20 protein-coding genes are annotated in these 19,728 nt (G+C 58.7%); 15 read left to right on the forward strand and 5 right to left on the reverse strand.

Features of this window, described 5'->3' with window-relative positions:
* Positions 1–5: 5 nt before the first annotated feature.
* Positions 6–1,544, reverse strand: a complete 1,539-nt coding sequence (gpmI, locus tag HG264_RS11715; RefSeq protein ID WP_169407849.1) for a 2,3-bisphosphoglycerate-independent phosphoglycerate mutase — start codon at positions 1,542–1,544, stop codon at positions 6–8.
* A 181-nt stretch (positions 1,545–1,725) separates the two neighbouring features.
* Here gpmI and HG264_RS11720 point away from each other — a divergent pair, with 181 nt between their 5' ends.
* The 6 genes from HG264_RS11720 (at position 1,726) to HG264_RS11745 (ending at position 4,871) form a co-directional block, all read left to right on the forward strand.
* Positions 1,726–2,160: a rhodanese-like domain-containing protein gene (locus HG264_RS11720; protein WP_169407850.1), complete on the forward strand. Its 435-nt coding sequence runs from the start codon at positions 1,726–1,728 to the stop codon at positions 2,158–2,160.
* Between the two features lies 1 nt (position 2,161).
* On the forward strand, positions 2,162–2,419 hold the full coding sequence (grxC, locus tag HG264_RS11725; protein WP_169407851.1) for a glutaredoxin 3: 258 nt from the start codon (positions 2,162–2,164) through the stop codon (positions 2,417–2,419).
* A 54-nt stretch (positions 2,420–2,473) separates the two neighbouring features.
* Positions 2,474–2,971: a protein-export chaperone SecB gene (secB, locus tag HG264_RS11730; RefSeq protein WP_169407852.1), complete on the forward strand. Its 498-nt coding sequence runs from the start codon at positions 2,474–2,476 to the stop codon at positions 2,969–2,971.
* A 190-nt stretch (positions 2,972–3,161) separates the two neighbouring features.
* Positions 3,162–3,680 carry a disulfide bond formation protein B gene (locus HG264_RS11735; RefSeq protein ID WP_169407853.1) on the forward strand — a complete coding sequence of 173 codons (519 nt, stop codon included), beginning with the start codon at positions 3,162–3,164 and terminating at the stop codon, positions 3,678–3,680.
* Positions 3,681–3,861: 181 nt separating this feature from the next.
* Positions 3,862–4,344, forward strand: coding sequence for a sigma D regulator (gene rsd, locus HG264_RS11740; RefSeq protein WP_169407854.1), 483 nt, complete (start codon positions 3,862–3,864; stop codon positions 4,342–4,344).
* A 2-nt stretch (positions 4,345–4,346) separates the two neighbouring features.
* Complete coding sequence (locus tag HG264_RS11745) at positions 4,347–4,871, forward strand: AlgP family protein (protein WP_169407855.1); 525 nt, start codon at positions 4,347–4,349, stop codon at positions 4,869–4,871.
* Between the two features lie 24 nt (positions 4,872–4,895).
* Here the strand turns inward: HG264_RS11745 and HG264_RS11750 are convergent, their stop codons facing one another.
* Positions 4,896–5,390, reverse strand: coding sequence for a TIGR02444 family protein (locus HG264_RS11750; RefSeq protein WP_169407856.1), 495 nt, complete (start codon positions 5,388–5,390; stop codon positions 4,896–4,898).
* A gap of 106 nt (positions 5,391–5,496) precedes the next feature.
* Here HG264_RS11750 and HG264_RS11755 point away from each other — a divergent pair, with 106 nt between their 5' ends.
* Together HG264_RS11755 and HG264_RS11760 are read left to right on the forward strand one after the other, a co-directional pair.
* Positions 5,497–7,410: an ATP-binding cassette domain-containing protein gene (locus HG264_RS11755; RefSeq protein ID WP_169407857.1), complete on the forward strand. Its 1,914-nt coding sequence runs from the start codon at positions 5,497–5,499 to the stop codon at positions 7,408–7,410.
* Between the two features lie 24 nt (positions 7,411–7,434).
* Positions 7,435–7,881, forward strand: coding sequence for a YaiI/YqxD family protein (locus tag HG264_RS11760; RefSeq protein ID WP_169407858.1), 447 nt, complete (start codon positions 7,435–7,437; stop codon positions 7,879–7,881).
* On the opposite strand, the gene HG264_RS11765 is transcribed toward HG264_RS11760, so the two are convergent.
* The gene (locus HG264_RS11765; RefSeq protein WP_169407859.1) at positions 7,882–8,430 is read right to left on the reverse strand and encodes a DUF6436 domain-containing protein; all 549 of its coding nucleotides are present in this window, start codon (positions 8,428–8,430) and stop codon (positions 7,882–7,884) included.
* Positions 8,431–8,680: 250 nt separating this feature from the next.
* Here HG264_RS11765 and HG264_RS11770 point away from each other — a divergent pair, with 250 nt between their 5' ends.
* From HG264_RS11770 to ppk1, 3 genes are read left to right on the forward strand one after another with little or no spacing between them, the layout of a single operon-like run.
* On the forward strand, positions 8,681–9,910 hold the full coding sequence (locus HG264_RS11770) for a GGDEF domain-containing protein (protein WP_169407860.1): 1,230 nt from the start codon (positions 8,681–8,683) through the stop codon (positions 9,908–9,910).
* A 43-nt stretch (positions 9,911–9,953) separates the two neighbouring features.
* The gene (gene hemB, locus HG264_RS11775; RefSeq protein ID WP_169407861.1) at positions 9,954–10,967 is read left to right on the forward strand and encodes a porphobilinogen synthase; all 1,014 of its coding nucleotides are present in this window, start codon (positions 9,954–9,956) and stop codon (positions 10,965–10,967) included.
* Positions 10,968–10,976: 9 nt separating this feature from the next.
* The gene (ppk1, locus tag HG264_RS11780) at positions 10,977–13,208 is read left to right on the forward strand and encodes a polyphosphate kinase 1 (protein ID WP_169407862.1); all 2,232 of its coding nucleotides are present in this window, start codon (positions 10,977–10,979) and stop codon (positions 13,206–13,208) included.
* Here ppk1 and ppx read toward each other — a convergent pair.
* The gene (ppx, locus tag HG264_RS11785; RefSeq protein WP_169407863.1) at positions 13,187–14,692 is read right to left on the reverse strand and encodes an exopolyphosphatase; all 1,506 of its coding nucleotides are present in this window, start codon (positions 14,690–14,692) and stop codon (positions 13,187–13,189) included. The two genes, ppk1 and ppx, sit on opposite strands and share 22 nt — an antisense overlap.
* Before the next feature lie 167 nt (positions 14,693–14,859).
* On the opposite strand from ppx, the gene trxA reads away from it, so the two are divergent.
* The 4 genes from trxA to HG264_RS11805 all read left to right on the forward strand — a co-directional run bounded on the left by trxA (position 14,860) and on the right by HG264_RS11805 (position 19,258).
* Positions 14,860–15,186: a thioredoxin TrxA gene (gene trxA, locus HG264_RS11790; protein WP_150301767.1), complete on the forward strand. Its 327-nt coding sequence runs from the start codon at positions 14,860–14,862 to the stop codon at positions 15,184–15,186.
* 212 nt (positions 15,187–15,398) lie between these two features.
* Positions 15,399–16,664 carry a transcription termination factor Rho gene (gene rho, locus HG264_RS11795; protein ID WP_169407864.1) on the forward strand — a complete coding sequence of 422 codons (1,266 nt, stop codon included), beginning with the start codon at positions 15,399–15,401 and terminating at the stop codon, positions 16,662–16,664.
* Between the two features lie 153 nt (positions 16,665–16,817).
* A complete protein-coding gene (ubiD, locus tag HG264_RS11800; protein ID WP_169407865.1) occupies positions 16,818–18,287 on the forward strand; it encodes a 4-hydroxy-3-polyprenylbenzoate decarboxylase in 1,470 nt (489 codons plus the stop codon).
* A complete protein-coding gene (locus HG264_RS11805; protein ID WP_169407866.1) occupies positions 18,284–19,258 on the forward strand; it encodes a 2Fe-2S iron-sulfur cluster-binding protein in 975 nt (324 codons plus the stop codon). Before ubiD ends, HG264_RS11805 begins: the two co-directional genes overlap by 4 nt.
* A gap of 13 nt (positions 19,259–19,271) precedes the next feature.
* Here the strand turns inward: HG264_RS11805 and HG264_RS11810 are convergent, their stop codons facing one another.
* Complete coding sequence (locus HG264_RS11810; RefSeq protein WP_169407867.1) at positions 19,272–19,724, reverse strand: DUF3592 domain-containing protein; 453 nt, start codon at positions 19,722–19,724, stop codon at positions 19,272–19,274.
* Positions 19,725–19,728 lie beyond the last annotated feature (4 nt).

Here is a 19,728-nt window from a genome sequence, read left to right on the forward strand (position 1 = left end):
CTCCCTCAGGACACCAGACTGACAATGGACCGACCTGTCATTTCAGCCGGCTGCTCCAGACCGAGCAACGTCAGCATGGTCGGCGCAACGTCGGACAGAATGCCGCCGTCGCGCAGAGTAACGTTGCGCTGGCCGACATAGACGAAAGGTACCGGCTCGCAGGTGTGCGCGGTATGCGCCTGACCCGTGCTGTCATCGGACATCTGTTCAACGTTGCCATGGTCAGCGGTGATCAAAGCCTCGCCGCCGACTTTGCCCAGCGCGTCGGTGATTCGTGCGATGCACGCATCCAGGCATTCGACCGCAGCCACGGCCGCCTCGAACACACCGGTATGCCCCACCATATCGCCGTTGGCGTAGTTCACGATGATGACGTCGTACCGCTGCTGCTCAATCGCTTCGACGATACGATCGGTCACTTCCGGCGCGCTCATCTCGGGTTTCAGGTCGTAGGTTGCCACCTGGGGAGACGGGATAAGAATGCGCTCTTCGCCTTCGAAAGGCTCTTCGCGTCCGCCGGAGAAAAAGAAGGTGACGTGGGCGTACTTCTCGGTCTCGGCAATCCGCAGCTGGGTCTTGCCCTGCTTGGCGAGGTACTCCCCCAGCACATTGTCCAGCGAGGACGGCGGGAATGCGCACGGCGCCGGAATGTTCGCCGCGTATTGGGTAAGCATGACAAAGCCGCCCAGCTTGAGCTGGCGCTGGCGGGTAAATCCGTTGAAATCAGGTTCGACAAACGCGCGCGTCAGTTCACGGGCGCGGTCGGCGCGGAAGTTCATGAACACCACCGCATCGCCGTCTTCCACCCGCACCGGTGTGCCAATCGTGGTTGCCTTGACGAACTCGTCGCTCTCGCCGCGCTCGTAGGCTGCTTCTAGCCCTTCAGCCGCGACCACGGCGGAGAAACTCGCCTGACCTTCAGCGACCAGGTTGTAGGCTGCTTCGACGCGCTCCCACCGATTGTCCCGATCCATGGCGAAATAGCGACCAATCAAGCTAGCCGTTCTGCCCTTGCCAATGCGCCGGTAGGTTTCTTCCAGCAATTCAAGCGAGGGCGCTGCGCTGCGCGGCGGCGTATCACGCCCATCGAGAAACGCATGCACGTAGATTTGTTTGGCGCCACGGCGCGCAGCCAGCTCGACCATCGCCACCAGCTGTTCTTCATGGCTATGCACGCCGCCCGGGGACAGCAGGCCCATGACGTGCACAGCCCGGTCCGCCTTGATCGCAGCATCAACTGCCTTGCACAGCTCCGGGTTCTCGTAGAAGTCTCCTTCCATGATCGACTTGGTGACGCGCGTGAAATCCTGGTAGACGACGCGGCCAGCGCCCAGATTCATATGGCCAACTTCCGAGTTGCCCATCTGACCATCCGGCAATCCGACATCCATGCCCGAGCCCGACACCAGCGTGTGCGGCGCGGTCGACCAGAGCCGATCCCAGACCGGGGTCCGGGCAGCCATGATGGCGTTGGATTCGGGTGATTCGCTGTGACCGAAGCCATCGAGAATCATCAGTACCAGTGGTTTTGGGGCAGCTGTCATACGGAGTAGGCTCGCAGGTTGTCTTCGTGGAAAGCGTACCCGCCGGCGGCCTCGCAAGACCCGACAGGCATGTTGCCGACAGTTTACTTGTAGCGCACCGGGCTGTCATGCGCGGGGGAGGTTCTGTGACCCAGACGTGCTGTGTATACTGGCGGACTTTATCGACCCCGGAACACGTCCAATGCAGGCTCTTTTGCAGTTCATCGAACGATTCACCGAGTTTCTCGGCAACCATTATCTGCTCGCGCTCGCCTTTCTGGTGGTGGTGACTCTGCTGATCATCACTGAGGGTCGCAAGGCGGGTAAGTCCATCACCACGCAGCAAGCCACCAACCTGATCAACCGGGAAAATGCCCAGGTGGTCGATATCCGTCCCAAGAAGGACTATGCGACTGGCCATATCGTCGACTCGATCAACATTCCCCATGACAGCCTGCCAACGCGTCTGGTAGAACTGGACAAGTACAAGGACAAGCCAATCATCCTGGTTTGCGCCAATGGTCAGCATGCCGGGACTTACGCCAAACAGCTCAAGGCAGCCGGGCACAACAATGTGCACAGGCTGATCGGGGGCATCAGCGGATGGCGCGCCGACAACCTTCCACTGGTGAAATGACATGTCTGAAGTAACTATCTATAGCAGCAATTATTGTCCTTTCTGCATTCGCGCCAAGCAGTTGCTGGACAGCAAGAAGATTCAGTACAAGGAGATCGTGGTTGACGGTCAACCAGCAGTTCGGGCCGAAATGACTCGCCTTGCCGGCGGGCGCACATCGGTCCCGCAGATCTGGATTAACGACACCTACGTTGGTGGCTGCGATCAACTGCTCGCACTGGAACGCTCCGGCAAACTGGATCCCATGCTGGGCGAATAACCCGCAAAGATTCCGCCGTTACCACATCAAAAACAACATACTTAAGGACCGAATATGGCCGACGACAACCAGAACAATCAAACTGCCAACGGCGCAGGCCAGGATCAGCCTGCCGTGCAGTTCAGCCTGCAGCGTATCTACGTCAAGGATCTTTCCTTCGAGTCGCCGAAGTCGCCGGCGGTGTTTCAGACTCAGTGGAACCCCAAGGTCAATCTCGACCTGAACACCCGCCATACCCAGCTTCAGGACGGTATCCATGAAGTCGTGCTGAGTCTTTCCGCTACCGTTACCAACGGCGAAGACGAAACCACCTTCATTGCTGAAGTCCAGCAGGCGGGTATCTTTGCCATCAGCGGGCTGGATGAAGCAGCGATGCGTCACACACTCGGCGCCTTCTGCCCCAACATCCTGTTCCCTTATGCCCGTGAAGCGATCGACAGCCTGGTCGGCCGTGGCAGCTTCCCTCCGCTGATGCTATCGCCCGTCAATTTTGATGCGCTTTACGCACAGAACGAACAGCGTCGGCAACAGGAAGCCGCTGGCACTGCCTGATCTGATCGGCGGAATGGCTCCCAGCGAGCCGCATTGCCTGAACAGGTTTCTACTGCAGACACGACCTGCTCGCGAGACATGCCGACCGGTATTGTGGTCGGTGTGCTCCGCTAGCGCGGGTCCCGCTTGTCAGCTCACAAGCCTTGTTCTAAGGTAGGCCACCGCCCACCCCCCCCTGACGGATGCACGCATGACCCAACCCGCCTCCCGCCTGCTTTATCTGCTTTCCTTCATTCTATGTCTGGTGCTGCTAGCGGTTGCGTTGTATATGGAACACGTCATGGGCCTTGAGCCCTGCCCGCTGTGTATAGTCCAGCGTGTCGTGTTCATCGTTATCGGCCTGATCAGTCTCGCTGCGGTGTTGCACAATCCTGTACCCAGCGCTACGACCGGAAAACGGCCCGTTGCCGCACGTATCTATGGTTTGCTGATTACCCTTTCAGCAGCCTTCGGTGTCGCGATCGCCGGCCGCCAGGTATGGCTGCAGCATCAGCCAGCGGACCAGTTGCCCTCCTGCCTGCCGAGCCTCGATTACATGATGGACGTACTGCCCTTCCAGGAAATGCTCCGTCTGGTATTCAGCGGCACCGCCGATTGCGCAGCGGTCACCTGGACGTTCCTTGGATTGAGCATCGCCGAATACACATTGATTGCCTTTATCGGTTTTGCACTGTTCGGTCTGTTACAGCTGTTGCGTAAGCACGGTTAGATCTGCGCGAGAGACGATTCGCTGACACAAGCACATTGTAGTGAGATGCGGCGACAGTTCTTCGACAGCCTCAGCTCTTGATGCCGAAGACCGGACTGGCCTATTCTGTGGCCACAACAACGAATCAAGCACTCCGGATCTCGGTCGCCGGTAAGACGATCGCTCACTGATGAGGTGTAAAATGCTGGACAGCTGCACTACAGCCCAGGAACGCTGGGGCGGTGTTAATGAAATGGTCGATCGCTGGCTGGCCGAGCGTAAACAAGTTGTCCTGGAGTTCAGCGCTTTGCGCGACCGCGCTCCGTCTGCGGCCAATTCCGAGCAGGCACTTGGCTCCTTTTGCACCATCCTGATCGACTATGTCTGCGCCGGGCATTTTGAAATCTACGAACAGCTGACCCGCGAGGCTGAGGAACTACAGGACGTTCGCAGCCTGGATCTGGCAGGCCAGGTTTATCCCCGTATTCAAACCATTACCCAGGCCGCGCTAACGTTCAACGACCGATACGGCGACACGACCGATTTCGACGAAGAAACCATGCAGAAGGACCTCAAGGTGCTGGGCGGCTTATTGCACGAGCGCTTCGAACTCGAGGACTGCCTCATCGAAGTGTTGCATAACTGCCATCAGGACATGCTCAGCGCCCCTGAAAAACTGGAGTAATTGTGACAGCCACTAGCCAAGGCAAGAAATCTTCTCGGGTGCCAACACCCTTGCACCTTTTGCAGACCCTGACCCGCACGCTTAACGAGCAATTGGGTGAAGCCTGCCAACAAGCCGAACATGACGCCGTCAAGGCGCTGGAGAAACTCGAACGCCAGAAAGCCAAGCTGGATGACAAGCTTACCGAGGCGCGCGATAAACTGGCTGCACGTCAGAGCGGCGAAGAGCATAAGTCGGTCAACAAGGCCCAGAACCGGGTTGAGGAGCTGGAAGCAGCGCTAGCGGAACTGAATAAAGCGCGAAACGCAGCCGCTGCCTACGTCAAGCAGCTGCGCCTTGATATCCGCCAGACGTTACGCCTGGCCAAGGGCTTCGAGCGGATCGACGGGCAAGTCAGCCAGGCGATCGAGAAACGTGACAACCCCGATCAGGCTCCACCGTCGCGGCCACGTAACGGTCAACGCCGGGGGCGCTCGAAGAGTCCGGCCAAGAAGCCAGCCACTGCCGGCGCCACTACCAACGCCTGATAAAAAGCACTGGCGGCGTACCTATCAAGGCGTCGCCAGCATCGCCAATCGATCAAGCTGCTCACGCAGCACCGCATTCACCTCAACACCCTGCGCATCGCAGCAGGCCGCGAGCTGCTCTGCGACTGAGTCATCCTGCCTGATATCCATCGCTACACCGCGGTCATGGGTCGCCAGGCGCTCTAACTGAAGTAACTCCGCCTCCAGCTCGCAATCCTTGACCTGTCTATACAGCTCAACCGACGCTTCACGCCCTTTTAGGAAGCGTCTGGCCGTTCGCAACGGCGTGACGACTTGGGCCTGCCATGGCCAATGCCAATCGACAATGGCTTCCCAGCGCGAGTAAGAAGCTGCTTCGCGGCGCCGACCAAGCCAACAGGCGTAGAGCAGCAATAACACATCACAGCCGTAGTTATCCTGCAGATCCAGCAACAGCGGCTCCACCCCGGGCCGCTCATATACCGCTTCGGCGTACTGGCGCAACATCACGCCGGCATCAACCTGTTCAATATCGTTCACCTTCGCCCCCTTAGAGCGGCTTTCTGTCGCCCGAATTCAACGGCGACGCCGCTATCACAACCACCGAACGGCTCACGTGTCCCGGTGCGCTGATATACTCCCGCGCATGATCAAAATTGAATCTCTGACGCTTCAGCGCGGCGCCCTGCGTCTACTCGAAAATGCCGACCTGACTCTGCATCCAGGCCAGAAAGCCGGCTTGCTCGGTACCAATGGTGCCGGCAAATCCAGCCTTTTTGCGCTGTTCCGCGGCGAGCTCACGCCGGACGCTGGCAGTTGCACAATACCCGCCGACTGGCGCATTGCCCATATGCTCCAGGAAATAGACACCCTGGATCGCGTGGCGGTCGATTATGTACTTGACGGGGATCAGCGCCTGCGCGAGATCCAGCAGCGACTGCAGCGTGCCGAGGAGCAGCATGACAACCATGCGCTTGGTTCGCTGTACGCTGAACTCGAGTCCCACGATGGCTTCAGTGCCGATGCCCGCGCGCGGGTTCTGCTCGCAGGCCTGGGCTTCAGCTCCGAACAGTGCGAAGCCCGGGTAGGCGACTTCTCCGGCGGTTGGCGGATGCGACTCAATCTGGCGCAGGCGCTGATGTGTCCGTCTGACCTGTTGCTGCTGGACGAGCCTACCAACCACCTGGATCTGGATGCCATCCTGTGGCTGGAGGACTGGCTCCGGTCTTACCAGGGCACGCTGGTGCTGATCTCTCACGATCGCGATTTCCTCGATGCAGTGGTTGAGCATATCGTTCACGTCGAAAACAAGCAGCTGACTCTGTACCGGGGCGGCTATACGCAGTTCGAGCGCACCCGTGCCGAGCGCCTGACACAGCAGCAAGCCGCGTTCGAGAAGCAGCAGGCGCAGCGCGAGCACATGGAAAAGTATATTGCGCGCTTCCGCGCTCAGGCGACCAAGGCCAAGCAGGCGCAAAGCCGGCTCAAAGCGCTGGAACGCATGGAAACGCTGAGCCCGGCGCACCTCGACTCGCCCTTTTCCTTCAGCTTCCGCGAGGCGGACAAACAACCCAGTCCGCTGATCGATCTGCGTGAAGGCGTGCTGGGCTATGGCGACCAGGCGATTCTGCGGCAGGTGAAGCTGCAGTTGGTGCCAGGGGCTCGCATAGGCGTATTGGGTCCGAATGGTGCCGGCAAATCAACCTTGATCAAGACGCTCGCCGGCAGCCTGGAGCTGATGGATGGCGAGCTGAAATCCAGCGAGCATCTGGCGATTGGTTACTTCGCCCAGCATCAGCTGGACAGCCTTGACCCCAAAGCCAGCCCGCTGCTCCACATGGCACGCATAGCGCCCCAGGAACGCGAACAATCACTACGCAACTTCCTGGGTGGGTTCGACTTTCACGGCGCCCGCGCAGAAGAGCCGGTCTTACACTTTTCCGGTGGCGAAAAAGCCCGCCTGGCGCTGGCCTTGATTGCCTGGCAGAAACCCAACCTGCTGCTGCTCGACGAGCCGACCAACCATCTGGATATGGAGATGCGCCACGCCTTGACGCTCGCCCTGCAGGCCTTCGAGGGGGCCATGTTGCTGGTATCACATGACCGGGCATTGATTCGCGATACGACCGATGAACTCTGGTTGGTTGCCGACGGCAAACTGCAGACGTACGAAGAAGACCTGGATACCTACACTCGCTGGCTGGCGCGGTTCCGGCAGCAACAGGCTGAAGATCTCCGCCTTGCCAATGCACCGGCAGACGCCGGAGCCGAAGGCGAACGGATCGATGCGAAAACCCAGCGGCGCCTCGCGGCGGAGGAGCGCAAACGCCTGGCACCGCTCAGAAAACAGGTCGACAAGCTGGAAAAACAAATGAGTGAAGCACAAGCCGAGCTGGCTGATATCGAAGCCGGCCTGGCAGATAACGAAATATACTCCTCAGACATGAAAGATCAGCTGAAGACGCTGCTAAGCCGGCAGGCTGCCTGTCGCCAGACAATAGAACAACTGGAAGAGCAATGGCTGGAAGCAAGTGAAGAACTCGAAAGCCATTCCGCCTGATCTTATCCTTTCAAAGGTAACCGCATGACGTTATGGATTGATGCCGACGCCTGCCCTCGCCCGGTTCGGGATATCGTAGTCAAGGCTGCGAAGCGCCAGCAGATCGAGCTGGTGCTGGTTGCAAACAGTGCACAGCAGCTTCCTCCCGGACCAGGTGTTCGTCAGGTGATAGTACCAAGCGGTGCGGACGTGGCTGACCAATACATCATCGATCACTCGCGCCCCGGCGATCTGGTGATCACTGCGGATATTCCGCTGGCGGCCGGTCTGGTTGAACGCAAGGTAACCGCGATCAATCCTCGTGGCGAGATCTACGACGAATCGAGCGTCGGTGAACGTTTGGCAGTACGCAATCTTATGGACGAGCTGCGCGGAGCCGGCCTGGCCGGTCGCAGCGGTCCAGCGCCCTATAACGACCGGGACAAGCAAGCCTTTGCCAATTCTCTTGATCGGCTCCTGTCCAGGATGTAGTCAGTCAAGTTCGCACAGGCAGGACAGCGTGTCCTGCCGGGTGATGTCGACCTTGCGGCCGGCCAGTAAAGCCTGGATCACCGGCTCGACAAAGCTGCTCTCTTCACTACAACTCGCCCCGTCGCTATAAGGCCCCACATAAGCGAGACGCCCGTCCGCTCCCCAGATCGCCACAGCAGGCGCACCTGGCCAGCCAGACCACGCCTCCGGCATCGACCAGTAAGGCAATTGCCGCAACGCTCGCGGCAAGGCATCGATATCTCGAGCACCGGCACGCGCAAAGACTACCCCCTGGGCAGCAAAGCGTTCGGTCATGTCGTTCACATAGGCCTGATGTCCTCCGTTGCAGGGGCAGCCGGCCTGCCAGACATGCAGGACCTGCACGCGTGGCGTATCAGATGGTGGTGGCACAGCAAGCCCGTCAAAGAAGGCCGGCCGTTCGAAGGTTCTTACGTAGCGACTCTCGTACCAGCTCAGCGCCCATACAAGCCCCGCCCCCCAGCATGCCACCAGCAATACCACCACCAGATTACGATGAACCTTTTTCATTCCCGGGTATCTCAAAAGGCCAGCAGGGCCGGCTGTTCATTCAAGCCTCACCCAATTAAGCGGTGCAGCGAACGATCGACACCGTTCGCGGCACTGGGGCGAAAATTTAACTGCCGACTTGACCACATTTCCAAATGGAACCGATCCAGACGCTAATGGTCTGCTGGTATGGTTGTAATTCCAAACGGATCCTAACTTGGATATTCGAAGTAGCCGGCCGCTTTCTGCCGGACAAGGACGATAGTCTCACATGCCCGCAGAACTTGACCTCATCACTCTGGGCGTAACCCTCTCACTGGTTACCCTGTGCATGACGTTGCTATTGACGATAGCCGCGTGGCATGCGGGCGCCGATAAAGGATTACGTCATTGGGCCGTCGGCAACTTCGCCCTGATGCTCGGCCTGCTACTCAACACCAATCTGGATGTCGTCCACGACAGCCTTTCCGTCGTCATTGCCAACGGCTTGATGGCGCTAGGCATCGGCGTGTCATGGCTCGGTATACGCGCGTTCAAAGGACTGAGCCAACCTCAGACTGGTCCGATCGCCGCTGCTGCAACAATGATATTACTGATGTCGATCTTCAGCTTTCAGCAGGAAAGCTATGCAGCCCGTCTCGGCGTCTCGTCAATCATACTCGCCGGCATGAGCATGCTCTGCGCCCGAGAGCTGTTGATCCCGGCTGAACGGCCACTGCGCACGGCTTACTGGTTCACCGGAGGCGTCGCGCTGTTCTGCGCTGTCGGTCTGACCCTGCGGGCGCTTTCCAGCCTGAAACTGGGCGCTGATCACGTTGTAGTCAACAGTCCGATGCAGAGCGTGACACTGCTCGGCGCCATGGTCGCCCAGATTGGCCTGGCCAGCGGCTTTATCCTCATGACCCACTACCGCACTACCATGGCGTTGCACACCTTGTCCCAACGCGACGCACTGACCGACACGCTCAATCGGCGCAGCCTGCAGGAGCAAGCAACGCGGGTTCTCCAGGTCGCGAGAGAGCAGTCGTTTCCGGTGACATTGTTGATGTTGGATGCCGATCATTTCAAACGTATCAACGACGAATTCGGTCATCAAGCTGGTGACGCCGCGCTATGCCATATGGTAGCGCGCATCCGGCAGCACATGCGCTCGAACGATCTGCTCGGCCGTTTCGGTGGTGAAGAGTTCATATTGATATTGCCCGGCCTGGATACCGAAAGTGCCCGCCAGGTAGCCGAACGTATCCGACTGGGTCTGTGTGACGAGCCGTGGCAGTCAGCCAACGCACCGGTGAAACTGAGCGCCAGCCTGGGCATCGCGTGCACCGACCAGCAAGGCTTCACCTTCGACACGCTGGTGGCGGCCGCTGACACGGCCCTATATCGGGCCAAAGCCTTGGGCCGCAACCGCGTGGAGCTCGCGCCCGAGCCGGCCGAAAATCTCCAGGATCAAATGGCATTACGCTTACTGTCTCAATTCCGTCATAATCTGGACGTATAAATGTCAACCAGATGGGCGCTTTGTCTGCGCCACGGGAGTCCACGTGAGCTTTGCCAACACCAGCCGTCAATATCCACTCAGCCGTCCTCGTCGTCTTCGTCGGGATGACTTCTCGCGCCGGCTTGTGCGCGAAAACCAGCTGAGCACTGACGACCTGATCTATCCGGTATTCGTTCTGGAAGGCACACAACAGCGCGAGCCGATCGCTTCGATGCCTGGTATCGAGCGGCTGTCCATTGATCTGCTACTGGAAGAAGCTGCCGAGATCGTCGAGTTGGGTATACCGGCCATTGCGTTATTCCCCGTCACGCCTCTGGATCGCAAGTCCCTGGACGCTGCCGAAGCCTGGAATCCCGACGGTCTGGCGCAACGTGTGACCCGTGCGTTGAAGGAACGCTTCCCTGAGCTCGGCATCATTACCGACGTCGCGCTCGATCCCTTCACCACGCATGGGCAGGACGGGATCATCGACGACAATGGTTACGTACAAAACGATATAACCATTGAAGCGCTGGTCAAACAGACGCTGTCGCATGCCGAAGCCGGTGCCGACATCGTGGCGCCCTCGGACATGATGGATGGCCGCGTTGGCGCCATGCGTGAGGCGCTTGAAGCCGCCGGGCATGTACACACCCGGATTCTTTCCTATTCGGCCAAATACGCCAGCGCCTACTACGGGCCTTTCCGAGACGCTGTCGGGTCGGCGGGGAACCTCGGCAAGGGCAACAAGGCGACCTATCAGATGGATCCGGCCAATAGCAACGAGGCCCTGCAGGAAATCGCTCAGGATATGGCCGAAGGCGCGGACATGGTAATGATCAAGCCTGGTATGCCGTATCTGGACATTATTCGTCGGGTGAAGGATACCTTCGGCGTCCCCACCTTCGTCTATCAGGTGAGCGGCGAGTACGCCATGCACCAGGCGGCCATCGCCAACGGTTGGCTCAGCGATGCAGTGATCCTCGAATCACTGATCAGCTTCAAACGTGCCGGCGCCGACGCCATATTGACCTATTACGCCAAGACCGCAGCCCGCCAGTTACGCGAGCGCGGCTAAGAGGAAACAATGCAGCAGCCCAACCGCGCACGCGAAGATGATCCGATTGCCGCGTCCGATCACACCCCGCAGGAAAGCTTTGTCATTCCTGAGTCAGAAAGCGACGAGGCGCGGCTGATGCCGGTCGTACAGCCGCCAACGCCGACCCCCTTCGCAGCGGATATCAACGCACCGGAACTGTTCATTCATCGCGAGTTGTCGCAGCTGCAATTCAACATCCGGGTGCTGGAGCAGGCTCTGGATGAGTCCTACCCGTTGCTCGAACGGCTGAAGTTTCTGCTTATCTTCTCCGGCAATATGGATGAGTTCTTCGAAATCCGTGTGGCGGGCCTGAAGAAGCAGATCACCTTCGCCCGTGAGCAGACCGGTCCCGACGGACTGCAACCGCAGCAGGTGCTGAGCCGGATAAGTGAACTGGCCCATGAGCAGGTTAGCCGTCAGTACTCGATTCTCAACGACGTGCTTCTCCCGCAGCTGGCTGCGGAGGGCATCCGCTTCGTACGCCGACATCAGTGGACCCACAAGCAGACCATGTGGGTGCGTCGCTATTTTCGTCAGGAAGTAGCGCCGATCATCAGCCCCATCGGACTGGATCCTACGCACCCGTTTCCGTTGCTGGTTAACAAGAGTCTCAATTTCATCTGCCAGCTTGAAGGCACGGACGCCTTCGGCCGCGATTCGGGCCTGGCGATTATTCCGGCCCCGCGCTCCCTGCCCCGGCTTATCCGCCTGCCACAGGAATTATCCACCGGAGAAGACGACTTCGTTTTCCTCTCATCGGTCATTCACGCGCACGCCGACGACCTGTTCCCCGGAATGAAGGTGTTGGGGTGTTATCAGTTCCGTCTGACGCGCAATGCCGATTTGATTGTGGACCCCGACGAGGTGGACGACCTGGCTCGCGCGCTCCGTGGCGAGCTTCTGTCACGCCGCTATGGCGATGCGGTGCGGCTGGAAGTCGCCAGCAACTGCCCTAAGCCCTTGACCGACTTTCTGCTCAAGCAGTTTGGCTTGACCGATCAGGAGCTGTATCAGGTTCAGGGCCCGGTCAACCTGACCCGGCTGTTCTCGGTCACGGCGCTGGAAAATCATCCGGAACTGCAGTTCCCCCCGTTCAGCTCTGGCCTGCCGAAGATATTGTCCAGCGCGGACAACCTGTTCCAGGCGATCAGCAAACAGGACATTCTGCTGCTGCATCCCTATGAGTCCTTCAGCCCGGTAACTGATCTGTTGCGCCAGGCCGCGCAGGACCCGAATGTTCTGGCAATCAAACAGACGCTCTACCGCACAGGGGCGAACTCGGAAATCGTCAACGCGCTGGTCGAAGCGGCCCGGAACGGCAAGGAAGTCACGGTAGTGATCGAGCTGCGTGCGCGCTTTGACGAGGAATCCAACCTGCAGCTGGCCAGCCGCCTGCAACAGGCCGGAGCGGTGGTGATCTATGGCGTGGTGGGCTACAAGACGCACGCTAAAATGATGCTTATCCTGCGCCGTGAAGACCGAATCCTGCGCCGCTATGCACATATGGGCACGGGTAATTACCATGCCGGGAACGCTCGTCTATATACCGACTACAGCATCCTGACATCTGACCTTGCGATGACCGAGGACGTACACAAGCTGTTCAACCAGTTGATTGGTATGGGCAAGATGCTGCGTATGAAAAAGCTCCTGCAGGCACCCTTCACGCTGAAGAAACGCCTGCTGGAGCTGATCAATCGCGAAACGCTTGCGGCCCAGGCCGGCAAGCCTGCGCATATTATCGCCAAGGTTAATTCGCTGACCGACGCCAAGATCATCAAGGCAATGTACAAGGCGTCGCAGTCGGGCGTGAAAATCGACCTTATCGTGCGCGGCATGTGCTGTTTGCGTCCGGGAATCCCGGGCGTGTCTCACAACATCACTGTACGCTCAATTATTGGTCGCTTCCTTGAGCACAGCCGCGTGTATTACTTTCTGAATGGCGGGGTCGAACAGGTGTGGTTGTCCAGCGCAGACCTGATGGAACGCAACCTCGATCACCGCGTGGAAACCTGCTTCCCGCTTGAAGGCAAAAAGCTGATTACCCGAGCCAAGCAGGAACTGCAGGTATTTCTGACTGACAATACCCAGAGCTGGATCCTGCAGCCGGACGGCACCTACGTGCGCAGCACCCCGACCGGCAACCAGATTCCACGCAGTGCGCAAAGTACGCTGCTGGAGAAACTGAGTAATTCGCCTCAACGCACCGTCAGCGTATAACCCGCCTTGGCCCAGAACTGCGCTTCCTGATCGAAGTCAGCCTGGGTCAACGGATTGCGATCCAGCCAGCCAGGCGGAAACTCCAGCACCAGAAAAGCATCGCCGGCCTGCACCTTGAGCGCCGGCATTTCCTGGTAACCGCGGATATGGTGATAGAGGATAGCCAGACGCAGCAGCATACACATCCGCAGCATCAATACGCTTTCTTCACCGAACTCGCTGAGTCGATCCTTGCCCGGCAGGCTACGCTTCTGGGCGCGGATAAGCAGGGCGAGCGCGTGCTGCTCCTGACGCGAAAAACCGGCCAGATCGGAATGCGCCAGCAAATAAGCGCCGTGCTTGTGGTACTGGTTATGCGCGATGCCCTTGCCCACTTCGTGCAGGCGTGCCGCCCAACCCAGCAGGTCGGCATGCTTGGCATCCTCAAGCCCCCAGGCTTCTGCAACCTTACCGAGCAGACTCATCGCCTTGCGTTCAACCCGACAGGCCTGACCCGGATCCACATGGTACCGCTCTGCCAGCGCACCAAGCGTCCGCTCACGGACATCCTCATGGCGGTGCCGACCCAACAGGTCATACAGCACCCCTTCGCGCAGCGCACCTTCAGAATGATCCATGCGGTCTACATCCAGCGCATCGAATATCGCTTCGAGGATGGCCACGCCGGCTGGCAATATAGGACGGCGATCGGTCTTCAGACCCGGAAGTGACAACTGCTCCACATCGCCAGCCTTGATCAGCTTGCGCTTGAGGCGTTGCAAGCCTTCCCGGGTGACTTCACCCTGTCCCTGCCCGGCAGCCTGCAGACATTGGCCGATCGAGCGGATAGTCCCGGAGGCGCCAACCGCTTCACGCCACTCAAGACGCTGAATGTTCTGCTCGATCTGCATCAGATCAAGACGTGCAAGCGTATAGGCGCGGGAGTAGTTGCTGGAGGAAATGATGCCATCGGCGAAGAACTTGCGGGTATAACTGACGCAGCCAATGGGCAGACTTTCGCGCAGCAGCGGCTCGAAACGTTCGCCAACGATGAATTCCGTACTGCCACCGCCGATGTCGACTACCAGGCGCTTACCTTCGTCATCAGACAAGGTGTGCGCAACGCCAAGGTAGATCAGCCGCGCTTCTTCCCGACCGGAAATCACATCGACCTGATGCCCAAGCAGTTGCTGCACCTGATTGATGAACTGGCTGCGATTACGTGCATCACGCAGTGCGCTGGTGCCGACTATTCTTACCGCACCCACCGGCAGCCCGTTGATCATCTGAGCGAAGCGCCGGATGCAGTCGAGCCCGCGCTGCATGGCATCCTCATCGAGCTCGCGCTCGTCATTCAACCCCGCCGCCAACTGAACTTTCTCGCCCAGCCGCTCGAGGATACGCATCTCGCCATGCTCAACCCGGGCCAGCGCCATGTGGAAACTGTTCGAACCCAGATCAATCGCGGCCACCAGCGGAAAATCGGACCTTTGCTTGTTTGCCATGCGGCACCTCGGATTGTCGTCTGCGAATTCTAGCATCCCGAAGTGTGTTTTTGCCTGGCCAGCGATCACGTCACGCGATCCAGCCCGCTGGCTTTTGCTATGTCACGCGGTGGTGCTATCATGTCTGCCATTCCTGCCTGCTTACTAAAAACTCCCTGGAGAGACTCATGAGTGATTTGATCGTGCATGTCACCGATAGCAGCTTCGAGACTGAAGTGCTTAAGGCAGATAGCCCCGTGTTGGTCGATTACTGGGCTGAGTGGTGTGGCCCATGCAAGATGATCGCCCCGGTTCTGGATGAAATCGCCAAGGACTACGACGGCAAACTGAAGATTTGCAAACTGAACATCGATGAAAACACTGATACTCCACCGAAGTACGGCGTGCGCGGCATTCCGACTCTCATGTTGTTCAAGGATGGCAATGTAGAAGCGACCAAGGTCGGCGCCCTGTCCAAGTCTCAGCTGTCGGCGTTTCTTGATAGCAACATCTGATGTTCCCGCTCCCTGGACTTTTCGGTTCAGGGAGGGTTTTTTCTCTGCGTTTTCTCTAGACGCAACCGTGTTGCAGTGCTAGATTTGCATTCCAACTCCCTGTCGCACCCCGCGGCAATGGCTTCCCTACTTCAGCCAAATCCATCGCCCCATCCTCACGTGGCGGCCTGTTACTAACCGTCCTGCCGAAAGACATCATACTCATCGAACCTATGAACCTGACCGAACTTAAACAAAAACCAATTACCGAACTGTTAGAAATTGCCGACCAGATGGGCCTCGAGAACATGGGCCGATCGCGGAAGCAGGATGTCATCTTCGGCATTTTGAAGAAGCACGCAAAGAGTGGTGAAGATATCCACGGCGATGGTGTTCTGGAAATTCTACAAGACGGTTTTGGTTTCCTTCGATCGGCTGACTCCTCTTATCTTGCCGGGCCGGACGACATCTATGTTTCACCAAGCCAGATCCGCCGGTTCAATCTGAGAACGGGTGATTCGATCGCTGGCAAGATTCGCCCTCCCAAGGACGGCGAACGGTATTTCGCGCTGCTCAAGGTTGATTCGATCAACTTCGACCGCCCCGAAAATACCAAGAACAAGATTCTGTTTGAAAACCTCACCCCCCTGTTCCCCGATGAGCGATTGAAAATGGAAGCCGGTAACGGCTCCACGGAAGATCTCATGGCGCGCATCATTGATCTGTGCGCACCCATCGGCAAGGGTCAGCGGGGACTGCTGGTAGCACCGCCCAAAGCCGGTAAGACGCTGATGTTGCAGAACATCGCCTCTAACATCGCGCGGAACAATCCCGAGTGCCATCTGATTGTTCTGTTGATTGATGAGCGCCCGGAAGAAGTGACGGAAATGCAGCGCACCGTGCGCGGCGAAGTAGTCGCCTCTACCTTTGACGAGCCGCCAAGCCGGCACGTTCAGGTCGCCGAGATGGTTATCGAGAAAGCCAAGCGACTGGTAGAGCACAAGAAGGATGTCATCATCCTGCTGGACTCCATCACCCGTCTGGCGCGCGCCTATAACACCGTAATCCCCAGCTCCGGCAAGGTGTTGACGGGTGGTGTTGATGCCCATGCGCTTGAGAAGCCCAAGCGTTTCTTTGGCGCTGCGCGGAACATCGAGGAAGGTGGCAGCCTGACCATCATCGCTACCGCACTGGTTGATACCGGCTCGAAGATGGACGAAGTGATCTACGAGGAATTCAAGGGCACCGGCAACATGGAGATCCACCTGGATCGCAAGATTGCCGAGAAACGCGTCTTCCCCGCCATCAATATCAACCGCTCCGGTACCCGTCGCGAAGAGTTGCTGACCAGCGAAGATGAGCTGCAGCGCATGTGGATCCTGCGCAAGATCCTGCACTCCATGGATGAGATCGCTGCGATTGAATTCCTGCTGGATCGTCTGAAGGACACCAAGACCAACGACGAATTCTTCCAGTCCATGAAGCGCAGCAAAAACTAAGCTACAAGCGATAAGCCTCAAGCTGCAAGCGGTGCGGCTTGAGGCTTCTGTGACACGACAGGCTCTATCAGCACGCTGCAGCCTGACCAGCCCACCCAGGCCGCAATGCTCTCCATACTGCTTGCCGCTTGAAGCTTGAAGCTTGAGGCTTATATGCAATACTCCGACCTCCGTGATTTCATCAAAGGCCTGGAAGAGCGCGGTGAGCTCAAGCGTATCCAGACTCCCGTATCGCCCGTGCTCGAGATGACCGAGATCTGCGACCGCACCCTGCGCAAAGCCGGCCCCGCTCTTCTGTTCGAAAACCCGACCGGTTTTGATATGCCCGTGCTGGGCAACCTGTTCGGTACGCCCGAGCGGGTCGCCCTCGGCATGGGCGCAGACGATGTCAGCGAGCTGCGTGAAATCGGTAAGCTTCTGGCGTTCCTCAAGGAGCCTGATCCGCCCAAGGGCCTGAAGGATGCATGGTCCAAGTTACCGATCTTCAAGAAAGTCATTTCCATGGCGCCCAAGGTACTGCGGGACGCTCCTTGCCAGGCGGTGGTGCTGGAAGGTGATGACGTGGATCTCGGAGCGATTCCGGTGCAGACCTGCTGGCCGGGCGATGCCGGCCCGCTGATCACCTGGGGCCTGGTGGTGACCAAAGGTCCGAACAAGGATCGCCAGAACCTGGGTATTTATCGCCAGCAAGTCATCGGCCGTAACAAGGTAATCATGCGCTGGCTTAGCCACCGCGGCGGCGCGCTGGACTTCAAGGAATGGTGCGATAAACATCCCGGCCAACCTTTCCCGGTTGCGGTAGCGCTTGGCGCGGATCCTGCGACCATTCTCGGCGCGGTCACACCTGTGCCTGACAGCTTGTCCGAATATGCTTTTGCCGGTTTGCTGCGAGGTCAGCGCACCGAGCTGGTCAAATGCCGCGGTTCCGACCTGCAGGTTCCGGCAGGTGCCGAGATCGTGCTTGAGGGCGTTATCCATCCCGGTGAAATGGCTGAGGAAGGGCCTTTCGGCGACCACACCGGATACTACAACGAGGTGGACCGCTTCCCGGTGTTCACTGTCGAGCGAATCACCCGTCGCGAGAAGCCGATCTACCACAGCACCTACACCGGCCGTCCGCCGGATGAGCCGGCTATTCTGGGCGTGGCGCTTAACGAAGTGTTTGTACCCATCCTGCAGAAGCAGTTTCCCGAGATCACCGACTTCTACCTGCCGCCGGAAGGCTGCTCGTATCGCATGGCCGTGGTTTCCATGAAGAAACAATACCCTGGGCATGCCAAGCGCGTAATGCTGGGCGTCTGGTCGTTCCTGCGCCAGTTCATGTATACCAAGTTCGTTATCGTTACCGATGACGACATCAATATCCGGGACTGGAATGATGTGATCTGGGCAATCACCACGCGCATGGATCCAAAACGCGATACCGTGATGATCGACAACACGCCCATCGATTATCTGGACTTTGCGTCCCCAGTGTCAGGCCTTGGCAGCAAGATGGGGCTGGATGCCACCAATAAATGGCCCGGCGAAACCACCCGGGAGTGGGGCGTCGCTATCAGCCAGGATCCAGCTGTTGTGCAGCGCGTGGATGCAATATGGGCCGAGTTGGGAATCGATACATGAAAGTAACGCTGCAGCCCTCGGGGCATGTGTTGGAGTTATTGCCCGGTGAACGCATCCTGGATGCCGCAAGGCGTCTGGGATTCGACGTTCCACAGAGCTGCCGAAACGGAAATTGCCATATCTGTGCCGCCAACCTTATCAGCGGCACCGTTCGCAAGACCGGCGCCGCTACGGAACAGCACAGCGGCGAGCTGTATACCTGCGTGACAGAGCCACTGAACGACTGCGAACTGTACTGGGAAAACGTGCTGGGGCCGGGCGAGCTGCCGCTGCGCAACCTGTCCTGCCAGCTGATCGATGCCGAGCAGCTGGGCGGCGATGTCTGGCGCATCCGGCTACGCCCGCCGGCGGGAAAGCCGCTGCGCTATCACGCCGGCCAGTACTTGTTACTGGAACGACCTGACGAACAGGCCTCTGCCTTTTCCATCGCCTCCGAAGAGGGTGAAGACCGCCTGATTGAGCTGCATATCCTGGTGCGTGAGCATTCTGCCTGGACCCTTGTAGAACACATTCGTCGAGAGCGCATGGCGCGCGTGAAAATACCCTTCGGTGATTCGCATCTGGCCGACCTGCCTGATCGCCCCCTGGTGATGATCGCCGCCGGTACCGGCTTGGCGCAAATGCAGAGCATGATCCAGCACAGCATCCGTATCGGGTTCACGCATCCCATCCATCTGTACTGGGGCGTGCGCAGTGCAGCGGATTTTTACCAGGCCCCGTATTGGCAACAGTGGCAGGCCGAACCCAATATCTATCTGCACAAGGTCGTCAGCGATGACCCGGGTTGGTCAGGTCGTCAAGGCCTGTTGCCAGAGGCGGTATGTGAAGATCTGTCTGACCTGGAGCGCTATGAGTTCTATGTCAGCGGTTCGCCCGGGATGGTCTACGCGACCCTGGATGCACTGACGTCTGCGGGCATGCCGGCGCAACAGATGCACTCAGATGTGTTTGCCTACGCTCCGCGCAACTAAGACCGAGCCTGAGCTAGCTGCGGCGACGTCTGCGCCGCAGCGCTGCCAGAGCAAGCAATATCAGCAGCGCCACTAATAACAGCCCAACAGTCGCCAGCGTTACCGGGTAGCGCTGGGTCAGCCGGTCGAATATCGCCTGGTGCGGCTCCTGAGGGTCAATCGCCAGCGCGACCTGATCGCCTTCGGCAAGCTCATCCAGCCCGCTCAAGGCATCCAGCATGCCCACCGGAATGAATACCAGATACTGACTGGCCTGCCAGCGGTAGCGAACGCCCAGCTCACGCACCTCACCAAGCCACTCGCCAGGCACCCAGCGCTCCGTTATCACGCTCGCTTCCACTGGCTGATAACCGATACGTTGGCGGCTTTCCCACGAGCCAACCAGCAGCAGGAACACCGCCAGAATGATCAGTCCACGGCGTACCGCACGCCGCACAATGGCGGCGGAATTGTTTTGCTGGAGCATTCCC

This window comes from Pseudomonas sp. gcc21 (assembly GCF_012844345.1).
Classification (GTDB): Bacteria; Pseudomonadota; Gammaproteobacteria; order Pseudomonadales; family Pseudomonadaceae; genus Halopseudomonas.

What these genes read in the sequence shown, in the direction of transcription:
- rsd (WP_169407854.1), top strand. Translation starts at nt 3,862, where the DNA reads ATGCTGGACAGCTGCACTACAGCCCAGGAACGCTGGGGCGGTGTTAAT.
- gpmI (WP_169407849.1), bottom strand. Translation starts at nt 1,544, where the DNA reads ATGACAGCTGCCCCAAAACCACTGGTACTGATGATTCTCGATGGCTTC.
- HG264_RS11805 (WP_169407866.1), top strand. Translation starts at nt 18,284, where the DNA reads ATGAAAGTAACGCTGCAGCCCTCGGGGCATGTGTTGGAGTTATTGCCC.
- HG264_RS11720 (WP_169407850.1), top strand. Translation starts at nt 1,726, where the DNA reads ATGCAGGCTCTTTTGCAGTTCATCGAACGATTCACCGAGTTTCTCGGC.
- trxA (WP_150301767.1), top strand. Translation starts at nt 14,860, where the DNA reads ATGAGTGATTTGATCGTGCATGTCACCGATAGCAGCTTCGAGACTGAA.
- ubiD (WP_169407865.1), top strand. Translation starts at nt 16,818, where the DNA reads ATGCAATACTCCGACCTCCGTGATTTCATCAAAGGCCTGGAAGAGCGC.
- rho (WP_169407864.1), top strand. Translation starts at nt 15,399, where the DNA reads ATGAACCTGACCGAACTTAAACAAAAACCAATTACCGAACTGTTAGAA.
- HG264_RS11760 (WP_169407858.1), top strand. Translation starts at nt 7,435, where the DNA reads ATGACGTTATGGATTGATGCCGACGCCTGCCCTCGCCCGGTTCGGGAT.
- HG264_RS11810 (WP_169407867.1), bottom strand. Translation starts at nt 19,724, where the DNA reads ATGCTCCAGCAAAACAATTCCGCCGCCATTGTGCGGCGTGCGGTACGC.
- HG264_RS11755 (WP_169407857.1), top strand. Translation starts at nt 5,497, where the DNA reads ATGATCAAAATTGAATCTCTGACGCTTCAGCGCGGCGCCCTGCGTCTA.
- HG264_RS11765 (WP_169407859.1), bottom strand. Translation starts at nt 8,430, where the DNA reads ATGAAAAAGGTTCATCGTAATCTGGTGGTGGTATTGCTGGTGGCATGC.
- grxC (WP_169407851.1), top strand. Translation starts at nt 2,162, where the DNA reads ATGTCTGAAGTAACTATCTATAGCAGCAATTATTGTCCTTTCTGCATT.
- HG264_RS11735 (WP_169407853.1), top strand. Translation starts at nt 3,162, where the DNA reads ATGACCCAACCCGCCTCCCGCCTGCTTTATCTGCTTTCCTTCATTCTA.
- ppk1 (WP_169407862.1), top strand. Translation starts at nt 10,977, where the DNA reads ATGCAGCAGCCCAACCGCGCACGCGAAGATGATCCGATTGCCGCGTCC.
- ppx (WP_169407863.1), bottom strand. Translation starts at nt 14,692, where the DNA reads ATGGCAAACAAGCAAAGGTCCGATTTTCCGCTGGTGGCCGCGATTGAT.
- HG264_RS11770 (WP_169407860.1), top strand. Translation starts at nt 8,681, where the DNA reads ATGCCCGCAGAACTTGACCTCATCACTCTGGGCGTAACCCTCTCACTG.
- secB (WP_169407852.1), top strand. Translation starts at nt 2,474, where the DNA reads ATGGCCGACGACAACCAGAACAATCAAACTGCCAACGGCGCAGGCCAG.